The sequence below is a fragment of the Paraburkholderia sp. 22099 genome (assembly GCF_052045835.1).
GTDB lineage: Bacteria > Pseudomonadota > Gammaproteobacteria > Burkholderiales > Burkholderiaceae > Paraburkholderia > Paraburkholderia terricola.
This window is the reverse complement of the sequence record NZ_JBQEPU010000001.1, coordinates 363,841-380,578: the sequence shown is the minus strand read 5'-3', so window position 1 is coordinate 380,578 and position 16,738 is coordinate 363,841. Positions and strand designations below refer to the sequence as shown.

14 protein-coding genes and 1 tRNA gene are annotated in these 16,738 nt (G+C 61.2%); 3 read left to right on the top strand and 12 right to left on the bottom strand.

Translation table 11 applies throughout. The features are described 5' to 3' along the window. The first annotated feature begins 127 nt into the window (after nt 1-127). Nucleotides 128-793: a C40 family peptidase gene (locus ACTJLC_RS01730; RefSeq protein ID WP_073427646.1), complete on the top strand. Its 666-nt coding sequence runs from the start codon at nt 128-130 to the stop codon at nt 791-793. Nucleotides 794-978: 185 nt separating this feature from the next. Here ACTJLC_RS01730 and ACTJLC_RS01725 read toward each other — a convergent pair whose 3' ends face one another. Further along, nucleotides 979-1,926, bottom strand: coding sequence for a patatin-like phospholipase family protein (locus ACTJLC_RS01725; RefSeq protein ID WP_073427713.1), 948 nt, complete (start codon nt 1,924-1,926; stop codon nt 979-981). A 427-nt stretch (nt 1,927-2,353) separates the two neighbouring features. Between ACTJLC_RS01725 and gltX the strand changes: the two genes are divergently transcribed. Both gltX and ACTJLC_RS01715 read left to right on the top strand, forming a co-directional pair. Beyond that, the gene (gene gltX / locus ACTJLC_RS01720) at nt 2,354-3,763 is read left to right on the top strand and encodes a glutamate--tRNA ligase (RefSeq protein ID WP_073427647.1); all 1,410 of its coding nucleotides are present in this window, start codon (nt 2,354-2,356) and stop codon (nt 3,761-3,763) included. A gap of 123 nt (nt 3,764-3,886) precedes the next feature. Next, a tRNA-Ala gene (locus tag ACTJLC_RS01715) sits at nt 3,887-3,962 on the top strand. A 303-nt stretch (nt 3,963-4,265) separates the two neighbouring features. On the opposite strand, the gene ACTJLC_RS01710 is transcribed toward ACTJLC_RS01715, so the two are convergent. The 11 genes from ACTJLC_RS01710 to ACTJLC_RS01660 form a co-directional block, all read right to left on the bottom strand. Then, the gene (locus tag ACTJLC_RS01710; protein WP_374710265.1) at nt 4,266-5,480 is read right to left on the bottom strand and encodes a M24 family metallopeptidase; all 1,215 of its coding nucleotides are present in this window, start codon (nt 5,478-5,480) and stop codon (nt 4,266-4,268) included. A gap of 95 nt (nt 5,481-5,575) precedes the next feature. Next, nucleotides 5,576-6,730, bottom strand: coding sequence for a hybrid-cluster NAD(P)-dependent oxidoreductase (locus ACTJLC_RS01705; RefSeq protein ID WP_073427649.1), 1,155 nt, complete (start codon nt 6,728-6,730; stop codon nt 5,576-5,578). 14 nt (nt 6,731-6,744) lie between these two features. Beyond that, the gene (locus ACTJLC_RS01700) at nt 6,745-8,001 is read right to left on the bottom strand and encodes an aromatic ring-hydroxylating oxygenase subunit alpha (protein WP_073427650.1); all 1,257 of its coding nucleotides are present in this window, start codon (nt 7,999-8,001) and stop codon (nt 6,745-6,747) included. Between the two features lie 108 nt (nt 8,002-8,109). Beyond that, nucleotides 8,110-9,069 carry a LysR substrate-binding domain-containing protein gene (locus tag ACTJLC_RS01695; protein WP_073427651.1) on the bottom strand — a complete coding sequence of 320 codons (960 nt, stop codon included), beginning with the start codon at nt 9,067-9,069 and terminating at the stop codon, nt 8,110-8,112. A 128-nt stretch (nt 9,070-9,197) separates the two neighbouring features. Then, nucleotides 9,198-9,617: a cupin domain-containing protein gene (locus ACTJLC_RS01690; protein WP_073427652.1), complete on the bottom strand. Its 420-nt coding sequence runs from the start codon at nt 9,615-9,617 to the stop codon at nt 9,198-9,200. Between the two features lie 116 nt (nt 9,618-9,733). Next, a complete protein-coding gene (locus tag ACTJLC_RS01685; protein ID WP_073427653.1) occupies nt 9,734-10,762 on the bottom strand; it encodes a GlxA family transcriptional regulator in 1,029 nt (342 codons plus the stop codon). A gap of 113 nt (nt 10,763-10,875) precedes the next feature. After that, nucleotides 10,876-11,877 (bottom strand): LysR substrate-binding domain-containing protein, encoded by a 1,002-nt coding sequence (locus ACTJLC_RS01680; RefSeq protein ID WP_073427714.1) that lies wholly within the window; start codon nt 11,875-11,877, stop codon nt 10,876-10,878. Between the two features lie 224 nt (nt 11,878-12,101). Then, the gene (locus ACTJLC_RS01675) at nt 12,102-12,872 is read right to left on the bottom strand and encodes a pyrroline-5-carboxylate reductase (protein WP_073427654.1); all 771 of its coding nucleotides are present in this window, start codon (nt 12,870-12,872) and stop codon (nt 12,102-12,104) included. 105 nt (nt 12,873-12,977) lie between these two features. Next, entirely contained in the window at nt 12,978-14,471 is a 1,494-nt protein-coding gene (locus tag ACTJLC_RS01670) for an aldehyde dehydrogenase (RefSeq protein ID WP_440843199.1), read from the bottom strand. A 17-nt stretch (nt 14,472-14,488) separates the two neighbouring features. Further along, complete coding sequence (locus ACTJLC_RS01665) at nt 14,489-15,820, bottom strand: NAD(P)/FAD-dependent oxidoreductase (RefSeq protein WP_073427656.1); 1,332 nt, start codon at nt 15,818-15,820, stop codon at nt 14,489-14,491. Between the two features lie 4 nt (nt 15,821-15,824). Next, a complete protein-coding gene (locus tag ACTJLC_RS01660; RefSeq protein ID WP_073427657.1) occupies nt 15,825-16,712 on the bottom strand; it encodes a dihydrodipicolinate synthase family protein in 888 nt (295 codons plus the stop codon). Nucleotides 16,713-16,738 lie beyond the last annotated feature (26 nt).

Genomic DNA, 16,738 nt, shown 5'->3' with positions numbered 1-16,738 from the left:
CTTTCACCAATTGGGTGCGTGTCTCGATTGTATTTTTCTATTTGTTTTGACACGTGAATACTTACTGGCTAGTATCGACCAAACTTTTTCCGTAGACCCTTGTTTTTTAGGCAATAAATACCGACCAATGCAGCACAGAAACCTGACCCAGGCTTGCACGCGCGTCGTCGCCGGGATGTTCATTGGCGTCTTGATGGCAGCAGCTCCCGGCGCTTTCGCCGACGAAGTAAGCAGTTTCAATCAGAATGCCTCATATTCGACCCTCAACGGGTCGAATTCGTTGTCCTCCCCGAATTCGCGTGCGGCCGCTCCCGGGAGCGACAGCGGCGCCAAGTCGTTCCTTTCCGGCATGGCCGGCAAGGCGGGCGACGTGGTCGTCGGCGCGCTGAACATGATCGGCGTGCGCTACCGCTGGGGTGGCAATACTCCGGATTCGGGACTCGATTGCAGCGGTTTCGTCCGCTACGTGTTCCAGGACACGCTTGGCATGGCGCTGCCGCGCCGCGCCGAGGAAATGAGCCGGGTCGGCGAGAAGGTGCGCGTGAGCGACCTGAAGCCGGGCGATCTCGTGTTCTTCAACACGATGCGCCGCACGTTCTCACACGTGGGCATCTACATCGGCGACAACAAGTTCGTGCATTCGCCTTCCACGGGCAGCACGATCCGCGTCGACGACATGGATAGCGGCTACTGGGAAAAGCGCTTCACCGGTGCACGCAGGATCGAGACGTCCTATCAGGACGGTCAGGATCTGCGCACACGCGTGAATGCGGCGATTGGCGGCAATAACTGATTTTGATCTGTTGCGCCGGCGGTTGTGGCGCGACAACAAAAAGCCTGCTTCGTTTGAAGCAGGCTTTTTTTACGTCTGGAGGGCGGGGGTGTGTCCGTATCGCGTCGGCGCGGGCCTTGCGTGCCGCGCAGTCCAGCCGTAGCCGCCGCGCGCCGCCGGTGTTGCCTGACCCAGGCACCGCCTGCCTACACCGCCGCGCGGCTCACCGCCAGCTTGCGCTGCAACTCCGGCATCATCTTCGCCACGGCTTCCTCGCCGGCCAGAATCGCGGCGTTGCGTTGCGAGAAATCGCTGCCGCTCATGGCGGCCAGATTCGGCCGGATCACGACGTCGGCGTACTTGTCCAGTTCGTAGGCCTTGATCGTCTGTCCCATGATCGTGAAGGTCTGCATCAGCACGTCGAAGGAACTCGCGGTCAGGCCGCTTTCCGGACGCTGCGAGATGTCCACGGCGATCACGAAGTCCGCGCCCATCTTGCGCGCGAACGAGGCGGGCACCGGGCTCACCAGGCCGCCGTCGACGTATTCGTGGCCGCCGATCTTCACCGGCTCGAAAATCGACGGCACGCTGCACGACGCGCGCACGGCGATGCCGGTATTGCCCCGCTGGAACAGGATCGGCTGGCCGGTTCTCAGATCGGTGGCGACCACGCCGAGCGGCTTCACCATCTTTTCAATCGGACGGTTGTTGAGCGTCGTGTTCAGGTAGTTCTGCAGCGCAATGCCTTGCAGGAAACCTCGCGTGCGAAACGGCATGGCCCAGTCGCTGATCGACGCTTCGTCCATGGTCAGCGCCAGCTTGTTCAGCGCGAAGCCGTTCATGCCCGACGCGTACAGTGCGCCGACCACCGAGCCCGCGCTCGTGCCGGCCACCAGATCGACCTGGATGTTGCGCGCCTCGAGCGCCTTGATCACGCCGATGTGCGCGAAGCCGCGCGCGGCGCCACCGCCTAGCGCGAGCCCGACGCGAATCGGCCGCTGCGGTTTGTCGAGCGGCGGCGTGGTCGCCGCGGGCGTGCCGGCGACCGGCGTGCGGTCGGTCTTGCTGCCGGTTGTGCCGCACGCGGCCAGCACCGTGGCGGCCGCCGCCAATGTGAAATGGCGACGGGCGAGGCGAGGGGATGACGGTTTCAACGAGTTCTCCAGCAACGGCACGGGCGGCGCGATCAGCGTGAACCCGTGCCGCGATCAGGCGGGTAGTCAACATACGAGGATCGCGGGCGGCGATGCCATGCGCGGCGGTTCTATCCCCGGCCGCGGCGCGCGCACATCATAAATCAAAGCGCCCGATGCGCGGCGACCCGGTAATGAAACGTTGCAGAGGAAGCGCTCGGGTGCCGTGAATTGCGTCGCGCACGCCGCTTGCACGCTGGTTCCACCGCCTCGTTGGCCATTCGGACGAGGGCGGGCAACTCGCTAGCCGCAGGTATAATTCGCCTCTCGCATTTATTTCCTTCGTGTCCGTGCGCGGCGTTTTTCTGCCGCATGGGCGCGGTCCGCTGCCGCGCCTGGCTGGCGATGTTTGCCGAGGCGCCGGCGCCCGTCTTCCGAGTAACCGCTAATGACCACCTCCGTTCGTACCCGTTTCGCACCGAGTCCCACCGGCTTCATCCACCTCGGCAACATTCGCTCCGCGCTCTATCCGTGGGCGTTCGCGCGCAAGATGAAAGGGACCTTCGTGCTGCGGATCGAGGATACCGACGTCGAGCGCTCCACCTCCGAATCCGTCGACGCCATTCTCCAGGGCATGGAATGGCTCGGCCTCGATTTCGACGAAGGCCCGTTCTACCAGATGCAGCGCATGGACCGCTATCGCGAAGTGCTCAAGCAGATGCAGGACGCGGGGCTCGTGTACCCGTGCTACATGTCGACGGAAGAACTGGACGCGCTGCGCGAGCGTCAACGCGAAGCCGGCGAAAAGCCGCGCTACGACGGCACGTGGCGCCCCGAGCCGGGCAAGGTCCTGCCGCAGCCGCCGGCGGGCGTGGAGCCCGTGCTGCGCTTCCGTAACCCGCTTACCGGCGTGGTGGCGTGGGACGACGCGGTGAAGGGCCGCATCGAGATCTCGAACGAAGAACTCGACGACCTCGTGATCGCTCGCCCGGACGGCACGCCCACCTACAACTTCTGCGTGGTGGTGGACGATCTGGACATGCGCATCACGCACGTGATTCGGGGCGACGATCACGTGAACAACACGCCGCGTCAGATCAACATCCTGCGCGCGCTGGGCGCCGAGCCGCCGGTGTACGCGCATCTTCCGACCGTGCTGAACGAGCAGGGCGAGAAGATGAGCAAGCGCCACGGTGCGATGAGCGTGATGGGTTATCGCGACGCAGGCTATCTGCCGGAAGCGGTCGTCAATTATCTGGCGCGTCTGGGCTGGTCGCATGGCGACGCGGAAATTTTCTCGCGCGAGCAGTTCGTCGAATGGTTCGATCTCGAGCACCTCGGCAAGTCGCCGGCTCAGTACGACCACGACAAGCTGAACTGGCTGAACGCGCACTACATCAAGGAAGCGGACAACGCACGCCTCGCCGGGCTTGCCAAGCCATTCTTCGCGCAGTTGGGCATCGATGAAGCCGCCGTCGCGCAAGGCGCGGATCTGACCGCGGTGGTGGGCTTGCTGAAGGATCGCGCGTCCACGGTGAAAGAAATCGCAGAGAACGCCGCCATGTTTTATCGCGCGCCGGCGCCGGAGGCCGACGCATTGGCGCAGCACGTAACCGATGCGGTGCGTCCGGCGCTCGCCGATCTGGCGGCCGCGCTCAAGACGGTGGAGTGGACGAAGGAAGCGATCGCCGCTGCATTGAAGGCGACGCTAGGCGCGCACAAGCTGAAGATGCCGCAACTGGCGATGCCGGTTCGTTTGCTGGTGGCGGGCACCACGCATACGCCGTCGATCGACAGCGTGCTGCTGCTGTTCGGGCGCGATGTCGTCGTGGGCCGTATCGAAAGCGCGCTGGCCTGAAGCGCGTTCGGGCCGTGCATCGAAAGACCTTGCATGCGGCTCCTGAAAAAAACGCATGCAATTGCTCAAAGGGTATTTACAAAGCGAAGATTGGCCTCTAGAATTTCGTTTCTGTTCTGCAAGGGGGGTATAGCTCAGCTGGGAGAGCGCTTGCATGGCATGCAAGAGGTCAGCGGTTCGATCCCGCTTACCTCCACCATCAGAACATTGCCAACATGCTGTACAGCATCAGAAGTCCGAAAGCCCTGAGAAATCGGGGCTTTATTTTTTTCTGAGGTCGGTAGGAACATATAACAGGCCGCAAAAGGGCACGGGTTCCCGCCAAGACTCCTGCCGCGCCAGCATTCGCTGAGAGCGCCGAAAATTCACCGTTGCGCCAGCCCCCGACCGATCAGCAAGCAGACGAAAAGATGCCGCCGGCACGGCTCATGAATCGCCATGCGAGCCCGTGTTTTCTGGTGCCACGACATCCGTGTCCGAACCAGCGCCGCTCCCGCCGACCTCAAAGCCAGCCGGTTTCAAAGCTGCACGAGGTGAGCGGCACACAACCGCTGTCAGTGACGACCACCTGCTGCTCGAGCTTCACGCCTTGATTTCCTCCTTCCGCGCCGATATAGCTTTCGACGCAAAGCGTCATGCCGGTTTCGAACTGACCGTCGTAGCCAGCGCTTTCCCAATCGACCTGATGCGCGATGGACGGATACTCGTCGACCATGCCGATGCCGTGCGCCACGCAGCTATATCTGTTCTTCAGATATAGCGCCGGTATCTTCCAGGCCCGTTCCGAGAACTCCCGGAATGTCATGCCTGGGCGCAACAGGTCCATGTTGAAATGAACTTGTGAATAGGCAGCCTCATAAAGCTTGCGCTGTTCGTCGGACGGCCGGGTATGACCTACCGTCCATGTCCGGGAGATATCCGAGCAGTAGCCATTCGGTCCGACCATGTCGGTATCGAACGCCAACAACTCACCGTGTACAAGGATCCTCGAGGAGCATTCGTGCATCCACGGATTGGTCCGGTCTCCGGATGCGAGAAGACGCGTTTCGATCCATTCGCCGCCATGCCGGATGTTCTCGTGGTGAAGGTTTGCCCAGAGATCTTGTTCGCTCATGCCGGGCCGAAGCTCGCGATGCATGCGCTCGATCCCTTTCTCGCACGCGCGCAGGGACTCGTTCATGAGCACGAGTTCGCCCGACGACTTAACCGTCCGGGCCATCTCCATCATGGCCTGTCCGTCCAGAAGAGTCAGCCCGTGCTTCGTCAGGCAGGCAGCGCCGATGGGGTCGAGCCGGTCGACGGCCAGTCGGCGCTCGTTCGGCGCACGTCTGCCGAGCGCATCGACAATCTCGGCGCCCCACGCGTTAGCGCGGCGCTCGGCTTCCGGGCCCGCGCTGAAGAAGGTCCAACCGACCGCGCTGCGCATTTCGAGGTCCAGACTCAGGCCATCCCACACATGCTCGCAACTGTGAAACTCCCAGGCGATGACACGACCGTCGGCGAATACCATCACGTATCGCGACGGGTTGCGCCCCGTCCAGATTTGCATGTTCGACGTGTCCGTTGCGTAGCGGATATTCACCGGGTCGTACAACAATATCGCGGGGCAGTTGTTCTTATGCAGTTGTTCCCGCACCCGGGCCAGCCTGTAGGCCCTGACGTCGATCAAAGTATTGCTCGTTCGTTTCAGATCGGCGGGCGTACTCGCATCGATCATCTCGCTGCAAGGCATGGGGACTCGCTTTATCGGAGTGCAACGGTCGCCGCGGAACATTCAGCATGCGACGTTGCGCGTTTCATGGGAGGGGCCAATCAGAGTTCCAGCACCAGATCGGAGGTCGGACGGCTGCAACACAGAAGGCGGAAACCTTTCTGGACTTCCCTGTCGCGAATCCCGCCGTTGTGACGCATATCCACCGTGCCTTCGAGTACCCTGGTTTTGCAGGTACCGCACATACCCTGGCTGCAAGAGGATGCGATTGCAACGCCTGCTTTTTTTGCAGCGGCAAGCACGGTTTCCGACGGGCTCATCGTGAACGTTCTGGAGGAGCGGGCCAGCTTGACCGTGACGGTTTCCCGAATCGCATCGCTCTCTTGCAGGGCAGACGCAGGGGCGGACGCAGCGGCGGACACCGGTGCGGCACCTGCTGAGATATCGAAACTTTCCTGGTGATAACGCGCCGGGTCGTGACCGCCTTCGCGCAGCAGATTCCTTACCGCACCCATGTAGCCCGCCGGACCGCAAGTGAACACCTCGCGCTCCGCGTAATCAGGAAGCCATTCCGCGAGGAGCTGAAGGCTCAATCGGCCCGTCGCGCCGGCCCAAGCCTCGTCGTTGCCGATTCCTTCGCATACGAAGAAGAGGCGAAGCCGAGGGGAGAGTTTCGCGAGTCTTTGCAGTTCCTCGCGAAACACGATATCGGCAGGCGTTCTTGCGCTGTGCACGAACGCGATATCGCGGTCGAGCCCGAGGTCGATGCTCGCGCGCGTCATCGACATCAGCGGCGTCACGCCGGAACCCGCCGACAGGTACAACGACTTCGAGGCACGCGACGCGGTAGGCGTGAAAGTGCCGGACGGACCATACGCTTTCAACTGACTTCCCGGCTTCATATTGTCATGAAGCCAGTTGGACATGATTCCCCCCGGAACCCGCTTTACCGTAATGGAAAGCAGATAGGGACGCGTGGGCGGCGAGGAAATCGTGTAGCAACGTTCGACCGATCGTCCTTGCACATTCGCCGCGACCGTCATGAACTGACCGGGCTCGAAACGCACGGGCAAACCATCGCTCGCGCGAAACTCGAAGCTCTTGACGTCGTGCGTCTCGTCGACGACGCGGCAGCACGTCAGGGTCTGCTGCTCGCTACTGGGCCAGAGCCTGCCGCCACTCTCCCACGTGTCGGGATCGGACAGTCGGTCGGCGGCCGCGGGTTCGGCGTCAAGAATGCTTTCAACGGAGTTCATAGCGCTCATTCTGCTCAGATGCCGTGTGCGCTCAATCGGGCTGCATACCAGCGCGAGAACTGCTCCACGTAGGTTTCCGTGAAAGGCGAGAACAAGCCCGGCGAGTAGGCGGGATCCTGAGTGCCTTCGTGCGTGATTTCGACGAGGTGTTTATCCTGCATGTTTGTTGCAACCCATACTTCGGTGAGATCCGGGACCTTGTAGTCCACGCCCTCGACGGCATCCGCGTGAACCAGCCACTTCGAGCGCACCAGCGTCTTGTCCGGCGCGAGAGGAATGATGTAGCTGATCACCGCATGATCGCTCATGACATGCGTCCACGAATTGTGTGTCCAGAGGTGCGTATCGCCGAGATCGCGCCGCTCGAGATATCCCAACAGCCTGGTGCTGGCGACCTTCGTGCTGATGGTCTGTGATTCGCCGTTACCGGCGATGACGAGTTGCTGCGTTCTGAACTGGGTGACCGCATCTTCGTCCAGCCGCTCGACACTGGCGCTGGTGAATCCGTCTCGCTCCCAGCTTGCCTGACATGCCGCGTTGCGTGCCTTGTACGCTTCCAGCGCGCGAAGCGATTCTTCGCTGAGATTCTCGGGACAGAAGCCGAAGTCTTCCGGCAGGAACGATGCCGTCAATTCCGGATGAGTGGCCTGGCAGTGGTAGCACTCGCGATTGTTTTCCATCACGAGTTTCCAGTTGCCGTTTTCGATGATTTCCTGCTCGAAGGCAATCCTGGTGTTTTGCAGGTCATACGGTGCGAAACGCGGTGTCATGGTCTCTTCGAGCTTCGAGATGTCCTCGGGCGCATGCTCGTCGAGACAAACGAAGATGTGCGTGCCGACAATCCTCGTATGAACCGGCATCAGGCCACGGCAGCTCGGGTCGAAGTCCTTTCCCATGTGCGTTGCGTGGCGCAGGCTTCCGTCGAGATCGTACGTCCACTGATGATACGGGCACACCAGCATGCCGACCGTCGACTTCCCGGCCTCTTTCAGACGTGCGCCGCGATGGCGGCAGACGTTGCGATAGGTTCGGACGTTTTCGTCGTCGTCGCGCACGATGATGATCGAGGCCTTGCCAATATCCACGGCCGACACATCGCCCGGCTCCGGCACATCCGCCGTGACGCCGACCAGAATCCAGTGCTTGTGGAAAAAGATCTCGACGTCCGTTTCGAAAACGTCGTGGCGGCCAAAGAGTTCGCCGGGCATGCCGTGACCGGGCTGACGGCTCCGGATCAACTCACCATGGGTTTTGAATCGCACTTCGGACATCGCCTTTCTCCAACGTTCAGGTATGTCGGGACTTCGATTGTTCCCGCTATGACTTGAGTATTGGATTGCCGAAAAACAGCGTCAATGCGCTTTATTTTCGGCCTGGCATTACTTTGGATTATGCGAAAGCCCGGCCGCTTCGCGCTGGATGGAATCCTGCCGAAGCCAGTCGACGAGACCTTCGATTGCAGGGGTGAGGGTGCGCCCATGCGGCACCACGACGTAATATGAATCGCTCACCTTGAACGAGGCGACCGGCAATCGGATCAGCTCACCTGCCTCGATAAGATCGTGGACCAATCTTCCCCAGCCAAGGGCGATGCCCTGTCCGTAGCGCGCGGCCTCGATGGCGTCCGTATAAAGGCTGCAGCGTAGGGCAAAGTTCAATCGCACCGGCCCGAAGCCCAGAGCGTGAAACCACGCTTCCCATCCCATCCAGCCTTCCGAGGTGGAATCCGACTCGATGAGAGCGGCGTTGGCGAGTTCTTGCAGCGACGCTGGCGCGCCCCGCGATTCCACCCACTCGCGCGAACAGACGGGGAAGACTTCCTCGTCAAAAAGCAGGGTTGCGGAGCCGTCGCCCCAACGTCCGTTTCCGAACCGAACCGCGACATCGATCTCCCTGGGGCGGAGGTCAGCGTTGAACATCTGCGTTGAAATGCGGAGTTGAATATCCGGTTGAGTCTTCTTGAGCGAAGCCAGCCGCGGCAAGAGGCGAAAGTGTGAAAACGCTGACGTTGCCGCAAGCACCAGTTCCTGCTGGACCGGTCCGCTCGACAACCGGTCGAACACGCCGGCGATTTTCTGCATCGACTCGGCGACCACGAGATACAGAGCTTCGCCTTCCTGAGTGAGCTCGATGGAACGATGCAGACGATTGAAGAGCCGAGTCCCGAGCGTTTCTTCAAGAAATTTGACCTGCCGGCTTACCGCTGCTTGCGTCACCCCGAGTTCATCGGCAGCCAGAGTAAAGCTGCCATGACGCGCGACCGCCTCGAACTCGACGAGCGCCGTCACGGAGGGAATCAGCCGCCGGTATCCCTTGGTCCGTGCGCCTGTCGGTTTCATTTCGGCCCCCTCCAGTCAAAAAACAGGGCAGCAGTGTCTGACTACTTTCGCAAAGGCATGACGAGCGGCTTTGACGATGTTCGCCCAGCGTGCCGCCCGCCGCCTATGAACGCCATGGTCCGCGTGACTCAGACGCGCGTGGCTGGCGATTGAGAAACTATCGTCGACCCCGTATGAGCAACGACCAGTACCGTACAGCCCGCTTGCGAGGACGTACTATGCCGCGAGCCGGCCGCGTAGCATACCGTCTGTCCCGGCAGGAAATCCGTGCCGTCGTCATCGGTGAATACGCCGTCGAGAACAAGGATCAACTCGGTCGAGTCGTGCCGGTGTTCGAACGAGCGCGCTCCGGGTTGCAGACGCATCCAGTAACTGCTCCAGGCGCCATTCTCATCATCGGCGACAGGAATCCACAGAAAGCCGGGCAGCACTGTTGCGCCGATTTTCATAGGCTGCCAGTCGCGCTCGTCAATGGAGTAACAGCGTCGCCCATTCTTGACGTTCAAGCCAAAAAGAACTGTGTCATCGTGCGCGTGCCCGGTAATCATGTTCTGCCGTATCCATTGTCTGTCAAAGGGGACCTCCTGCCTGTCGCGTCTCGGCGGCGCGCTGTAGGGGAAGTCGGTGCACTTGCATTCCACGTTCACAAGCCCAACTGGCCGCGCTACCCGGAGTCCAGCGCTAGCGCCTCGCTCTGCGGTCGAGCCACCCGATAGGCATTCGGCGATTGGCCATATTCTTTGCGGAACTCGCGGCCAAGATGCGAGGCGTCGGAGAAGCCGCAGGACGTCGCAATATCGGCCACCGTTCGGTCGGAACTCGTCAGCAGCCAGGACGCCGTCCGTATACGAATCTGCCGCCCGTACGCGTGCGGCGATTTACCCGTTTCCGCGGCAAACAGCCGCTCAAGCTGTCGGACGGACATCTCGAGACGCCGGGCAAGTTCTCCCAGGCTCAACGGCTGACCCATGTGCTGTTCCATCAACAGGATCGCGCGCCTTACCTTGTGGTGCGTCGCGGGTTCGAGTCCCGGAGGGTGCGGCTGCGGAGCATTGCCTTTCTGCGCATCGTCCACAAGCATGATGCGCAGCGCCTTCTGCACGACCGTGGCCTCGACGTGCCGCAGCAGTATGGCCGCTGCCACGTCAATCGAGGCCCGTCCGCCTGAGCAGGTAATCCGCCGTCTGTCGATGACGAACAGCCGGTCCGCAACGAGATTGCGTTCGTCAACGCCGGGAAAGCGCTCGACGAAATCCCAGTAGTGGAACCAGCTCACGCATAGGCGGTATCCGTCCATCACCTCGGCACGCATCAAGGCGAATACCCCTGTGCAAATGCCGACCAGGGTGGCGGACGTTCGCGCTGCGTCACGAATGAACTGGAGCGTGGCTTTGCTTGCGGACGGCCCCGAGTGCAGCAGGCCGCCGACGATCACGACGTAATCGAAGGACCCGGCTTCCTCGAAGGTTGTCCACGGCGCGATCTGGATTCCGCAGCTTGCCCTGACGGGAGTAAAAGACTCGCCGACGATGCTCCACGAACAGCGGACCGGCCTGCTCATGTCACCTTCGTCGCTTGCCAGCCTGAGAAGGTCGACGAAACCGGAAAATGCGGTCAACGTGAAATTGGGCAACAGCACGATTCCAAAGCGAAGCGGCCGGACGGTTCCGGGATGAGTGGGGTCGCTGAACATGGGACTGCCTGCATTAATGCTCTGGAAGCGCTCTAGATGCGCTCTGGAATCCGGCCAGGAGAATCGTCTTTCGACGGACCTGCTCATGCTGTTCGAACGGTTGCGAGCGAAAGCTACCTGGTAGTCTCCGCTTCGACGCCTCGCCATTCGCGCATCATCGCGCCGACTTCCTCACCGAGCCATTCGCGGAACTGCAAAGACTCCGGTCGAAGCTTCGCGTTCTTATGCGTGATCAGGTAGTGGTGACGGTCGTGGAACTCGAGCGCGTCACGCACCGGCCGAATCAGACGGCCCTGTTCGACCTGGCGATGGACGAGATGATGCCAGCCGAGCAGGGTGCCTTCGCCCGCTTCGGCCTGGGCGACGAGGAGTCGATAGTCGTTACTCTCGAAGTGCTCGTTTTCAGTGAGCCTGTCCGAGCCATCACCTTGCTGAAACCAGTTTCGCCACACGCGCCAGTCGACGTGTTCACACACCTGGGCCCGTCCCAGCAGCGAGAGGTTCAACGTGGGCTGCGACAGCAGATCGAGCGGCTTCAACGACTGTCCGCGAAAGTGTTTCTCGAAGAACGGCTGACTACAGACGGGATACACCACGTCGTGGAAGAGCGGCTCGACTTCGTACTCCGGTTCGCGCGGCGGATTCTTGGTAATGATGACGTCAGGTTGCATGAGTTCATCCAGTTCCATGAAATGCTCGGTCACCATCACGAGCAATCTGATGTCCGGGAACCGTCTGCGGAACTCGGGCAGCCTGAACGACAGCCACAAAGCCGAGAACGTATGCGAGACGCAAATGGTCAGCGCGCGCTTGTCCGAGCGACGCACCGCCTCGGCTGCTTCCGCGATATTCATGATCGACAGATACGATGCGTTGTAGAGAATGCGGCCCGCATCGGTGAGCGCGATGTGCCGCCCGGTGCGCTCAAACAGGGCCACATCTAGCGAATCCTCGAGTTCCTTGATTTGCCTGCTGATTGCGGCCTGCGTGACGCATAGCACTTCCGCCGCCTGTGTGAAGCTTTCGTAGCGCGCCGCGGTGACGAAGCATCGCAGTGCCCGTAACGACGGCATCTGGGCGAGGAGTCGGTCCGCGAATAAATGCTTCTGTTGCATCGTTGTCACCTTTTTCACGCGCAAGCGCGGTGCTGTCCGAAGACGGTGGATCTACGCCGCTCTATTTTTTCTCGGTGCAAGGCGGCCATCCGTCATGAGGCAGGAGCATCTCGATCGGAATAGTTTGCGAGTCTCCCTGCTCGTTGGCAAGAGAGGTCAACCCGAGGTCAGGCCTCTCCTCAGGCGGCGTTCTGCGTGGCGAAAAACGTGGCGAAAACGTGACGTTATGCGCGGCCTTGGATCCTCATCAAAACCCGGTCGAGGGCGTCGGCGAAATGCGCATACGTACCGCGTTTCGAGAGCTCGTCGTGAACCTGTTCGTTGATGCCACCCGGCGTCATGGAGTGCTCGATCAGCTCAGTAAACGATCTTTCACCTCGCGTTGTGTCGTGCGCGAGGCCGACAGAATAGCCCGACAGAAATGAGCGAGCGGCATCGTCACTGAGCCCTTGGCGGACCAGCCATGACGCCTGGGCTTCCAGCACCGCATAGAAGCTCGCCATCGTCGCGGTGACGGCCAACAGTGCGTCGAACCTGGCTTCGTCGTCGACTTCGACCGCCTGTCCCAACGCCGAGAACAAGGATTTCGCAACGTGGTCCGCGGGACAGATCGCCGTGCTTCCCTTGCCCTCGGCAACTGCCGGCAGCGGTATCGCGCGAACGACCTTGCCCTGCGCGCGGACGAGCCTGCGCACCTCATCGATCGAGATGCCGGCGATGAAGCTGACGACATGATGGCGCGCATCAAAATGCAGTTCGCTCAACACGTCGGCAGCGATTTGCGGCACGACGGCAAGACAGACGACGTCGGATGCTTCCAGCACGTCCTGATTGCTTTCGCATACCTGCACCCGCTTATCGAGAGCGGCAAGCGCCGCTGCGGTCCGCGCATTGCGGGGCGACAGCGAAATGCGTTCAAGCGGAAAGTCGAACCGAAGCAATCCGGTAACGACTGCCTGCGTGATGGCGCCGGTCCCGATGAATCCAAGTCGCATGGGGTCTCACATAGCGTTGAAGCGCGGCAGCGTCAAACGCCGTCGCGCCCGGAAAGTCAACACCCCGGCGTCACAGGCCGGGGCTCCCGATCGAGTCGAATTGCTTTAGTCCAGCTTCAGCCAGGTGGTTTTCAGCTCGCAATACTGATCGTGCGCGTAGACCGATTTATCACGGCCGCCGAAGCCCGATTGCTTGAATCCACCGAATGGCGTGGACAGGTCGCCCTCGCCGAAACAGTTCACCGTGACCGTACCCGCCCTGATGCGGGCGGCAATCTTGTGAGCGTTGTTGACGTTGTCGGTCCATAGCGATGCGGCGAGTCCATAGCAGGTGTCGTTGGCGATCCGGACAGCCTCGTCGATGTCGGCGTATTCGATGAAGCAGACGACGGGGCCAAAGACTTCCTCGCGGGCGATGCCCATCTCTGGCGTGACACGGTCGAAGATGGTCGGCTCGACGAACCACCCGCCGGTCTCAGTCAGCGTGGCTTTGCCGCCGCACACGAGGTGCGCGCCTTCCGCTTTCGCTTTCTCGATGTGGGCGAGTACTTTTTGACAGTGCTTCTCTTCGATCAGGGAACCAAGCTTGACCTCGGGGTCGAGCGGGTCGCCCGTCTTCCATCCCGCCAGAACGGCCAGGACCTTGTCGAGCAACTCGGTTTTTGTTGTCGAAGGAACCAGAATACGGGAGCCCGCGCTGCAGTTCTCGCCCATGTTCCAGAACGCGGCAGCGACTGCCTGCTCCGCGACGGCATCCAGGTTCGCGACGTCGGGCAGAACGACTTGAGGGTTCTTGCCGCCACATTCCAGCACGACTCGCTTCAGGTTCGTGTCCGCCGAATAATGGAGGAACCGCTTGCCGGTTTCCGTCGAGCCCGTGAAAGCAATCAGGTCGACGTCGGCATGGCGGCCCAAGGCCTGGCCCGCGCTTTCGCCAAAGCCGGTGACGACGCTGAAGACACCTTCGGGCACGCCGGCTTCCCTTGCCAGGTCGGCGATGCGCAGTGTGGAAAGCGATGTCTGCTCGGCGGGTTTCACAATGACGCTGTTGCCGACGGAGAGCGCCGGGCCGATTTTCCAGGCAAGCATGAGCGCCGGGAAGTTCCACGGCAGAACTGCGCCCACGATACCAATCGGCTCGCGCGTAATCATGCTCACGACGCTCGCGCCAGACGGCGACAGCGCGTCGTACCGCTTGTCGGTGACTTCCGCGTGCCAGCGGATACAGGCCGCCGATTCGGGGATGTCCAGTGCCATGCACTCGCTGATCGGCTTGCCCGCTTCGAGTGCTTCGAGCAGCGCCAGTTCCTCGGCGTTTTCCTCGATGAGTTGCGCGAGCCGCAGAAGCACCGACTTTCGTTGGGCAGGCGCGGCCTTCGACCACACGCCGGACACGAACGCATTCCTTGCCGCCGCCACCGCCCGGTCGACGTCCTTCATATCGCACTTTGCAATATCGGCCAGTACTTTTCCTGTCGAAGGATTGAGTGTCTGGAACGTTTCGTTCGCCGCCGCCGGACACCGTTGCCCGGCGATAAACGCTCTGCCATCGACTGAGAGGGTTTCAGCTTTCTGCAGCCATTCCTGATAAGTCGTCATGTTCTGTCCTCGCAAATTTAAAGCTCGGCTCCCGCCGAAAATTCCTTCATCCAGATAGCCGCTGACACCGCGACGTCCGCGATCGGGCGGACCGGCAGCGAGCGCGGATGCGGCTGGTTCAAAAGCTGGCGAACGAGTTCATTGGATTGGCCGAGTGCGTATTCGGCGATGAGTTTCCCGGATGCCGACCCTCTGCTCAGACCGAGGCCATTGCATCCGATCGCCTGGAAGACGCCATCGTCCCTGCATCCGAACAGCGCGCCGTTGTTCGCGGACAGACACAACGGACCGCCCCATGTGTATTCCAGTTCGACGTTTTTCAGCATCGGAAAGCGCCGGTCGAACGACCGTTGATGCATGGTCTTCGCCTTCGCCAGGTCAGCCTGCGAAAGTTCCAGGCCAGGTCGAAAGGCGAAGTGGTTGCGAACGCAGATACGGTCCGTAATCAGACGGCGAACGGTCGAGCCCATCGGGTCGGCGGGAATCAGTGCCCATGACCGCGTGCCGCCGAGTCGCCCGACTTCTTCCGGGTTCATTACCCGTGTCATGGACGCAAACGTATAAACAGGCAGCAGACCGTTCGGATGCCCGCCGAAGGTCGCCGCATACGCGTTGGTGCATAGAATCACGCGCCTCGCGACGATCTTGCCGCTGTCGAAGCGCAGTACTTTCGATAGCCCCTGGTCTTCGATGCCCTTGACCGCGCTCAGCTCGAAGACCTTCGCGTTCTCCGGCAACGTTGCCGCGAGACCGCGCATGAGCGCTGCCGGCTGAACCGTGCTGCAACCCGGCGTAAAGAGCGCGCCCTGATAAAAGTTCGTGCCGGTCACTTTAGCGATGGCGGTCTCGTCCAGCCATTGAAAGGCTTCGTCGATGCGAGCAAGTCCTTCTGCAAAGTGGGTCAGTGCGGCGTGGCCTTTCCTGTTCACCGACGCATGAAACTTGCCGTCGTCCCGCCAGTCGCAATCGATGTTGTATTGCTTGACCGTCGAGCGCACATAGTCAATGCCGTGACGTTGAAACCGGACATCGGCCTTATCGGTTTCCACACTGCGCGAATAGCTTTCACTGCTGATGTCGTGTGGCAAATCGATGAAGAACCCGGAATTTCGTCCCGCCGTGGTGCGCCCGATGCGGTCCGCTTCGACCAGCGCTATCGTGGCGTCAGGCGCAAGCTCCGCCAGACGCCGCGCGGCGCACAGCCCCGTAATACCGCCGCCGACGACGACCCAGTCATATCGATGCCCGGAAGACACCGTATTGGCGGGGGAGGGCGGCGGCAGACTTTCCCACCAGCCGTTCACGCCATCTGGCGCCGGGAACCGCACGAATTCCAGTTTCGAGGCCATGCGTTTACTGCGCGTTGCGCAACATGGGTTGAACGAGCTTCGCAAAATCGCCGCGCTCTTCTTCAGTGAGCGTGCCGAGCGGCGCGCGCGCGATACCGACTGGCGTGCCGGCGAGTTCACAGCCGTAGCGAACGTATTGAATGAATTTGCCGCTGCGCTCCAGCAATTCGAGTACGGGCAGCAGTTGCGCCATCAGCTTGCGGCCCGTTACGAAGTCAGCTTGCTCGACGCATGCGTCGAAGAGCGCGGTATGCGCTTCGGGCAGGAAGTTGGAAGCACCCCCGACCCAGCTCCTCGCTCCCCATGCGAAGAACTCGAGCGCCTGATCGTCCATGCCGCAGCTCAGTACCAGCTTGTCGCGGAAATGCGTGGCAAGGTGATGCAGACGCGAGATGTCGCCGGTGCTTTCCTTCATCGCGATGAAGTTTGGCCGTTCGAGCAGCGTTGCCAGAACGCCGTTGCTGATTTCGGTCCCGGTGCGCGCCGGAAAGTTGTACAGCATGATCGGCATGTCGAGACTGTCGTCCACCTTCAACATGTGGTTCAGCAGTTCTTCCTGCGTCGGCTGCGCATAGTACGGAGCGGCAAGCAGCAACGCGGACAGGCCGGCCCGCCTGGCTTCCTGACCCAGGCGAATGACTTCCTTCGTCGTGGTCGCATTGATGCCGGCGGTCAGATACGTCTTGCCGCCTGCCGCTTGCGCCACGGTGTTGAAGGTCCGAACCCGTTCTTCGAAACTCAACGCGTAGTACTCGCCCGTGGTCCCGCCGACTCCAAGGCCCGAAACCCGGCCTGCGAGATTGGCGGCATGTTTGCCGAGTAGATCATGGTCGATCTCGCCGTCCGCCTTGAACGGTGTGACTAGCGGTGTATGTACGCCCTCGAAGCTCATTTTGAATTCTCTCTTGAATAAAAGAT

Excerpts from the sequence above, each read along its gene's own strand:
- ACTJLC_RS01675 (WP_073427654.1), bottom strand. The coding sequence starts at position 12,872 with ATGCGACTTGGATTCATCGGGACCGGCGCCATCACGCAGGCAGTCGTT.
- ACTJLC_RS01695 (WP_073427651.1), bottom strand. The coding sequence starts at position 9,069 with ATGAAACCGACAGGCGCACGGACCAAGGGATACCGGCGGCTGATTCCC.
- ACTJLC_RS01700 (WP_073427650.1), bottom strand. The coding sequence starts at position 8,001 with ATGTCCGAAGTGCGATTCAAAACCCATGGTGAGTTGATCCGGAGCCGT.
- ACTJLC_RS01690 (WP_073427652.1), bottom strand. The coding sequence starts at position 9,617 with ATGATTACCGGGCACGCGCACGATGACACAGTTCTTTTTGGCTTGAAC.
- ACTJLC_RS01685 (WP_073427653.1), bottom strand. The coding sequence starts at position 10,762 with ATGTTCAGCGACCCCACTCATCCCGGAACCGTCCGGCCGCTTCGCTTT.
- ACTJLC_RS01660 (WP_073427657.1), bottom strand. The coding sequence starts at position 16,712 with ATGAGCTTCGAGGGCGTACATACACCGCTAGTCACACCGTTCAAGGCG.
- ACTJLC_RS01705 (WP_073427649.1), bottom strand. The coding sequence starts at position 6,730 with ATGAACTCCGTTGAAAGCATTCTTGACGCCGAACCCGCGGCCGCCGAC.
- gltX (WP_073427647.1), top strand. The coding sequence starts at position 2,354 with ATGACCACCTCCGTTCGTACCCGTTTCGCACCGAGTCCCACCGGCTTC.
- ACTJLC_RS01680 (WP_073427714.1), bottom strand. The coding sequence starts at position 11,877 with ATGCAACAGAAGCATTTATTCGCGGACCGACTCCTCGCCCAGATGCCG.
- ACTJLC_RS01665 (WP_073427656.1), bottom strand. The coding sequence starts at position 15,820 with ATGGCCTCGAAACTGGAATTCGTGCGGTTCCCGGCGCCAGATGGCGTG.
- ACTJLC_RS01710 (WP_374710265.1), bottom strand. The coding sequence starts at position 5,480 with ATGATCGATGCGAGTACGCCCGCCGATCTGAAACGAACGAGCAATACT.
- ACTJLC_RS01730 (WP_073427646.1), top strand. The coding sequence starts at position 128 with ATGCAGCACAGAAACCTGACCCAGGCTTGCACGCGCGTCGTCGCCGGG.
- ACTJLC_RS01670 (WP_440843199.1), bottom strand. The coding sequence starts at position 14,471 with ATGACGACTTATCAGGAATGGCTGCAGAAAGCTGAAACCCTCTCAGTC.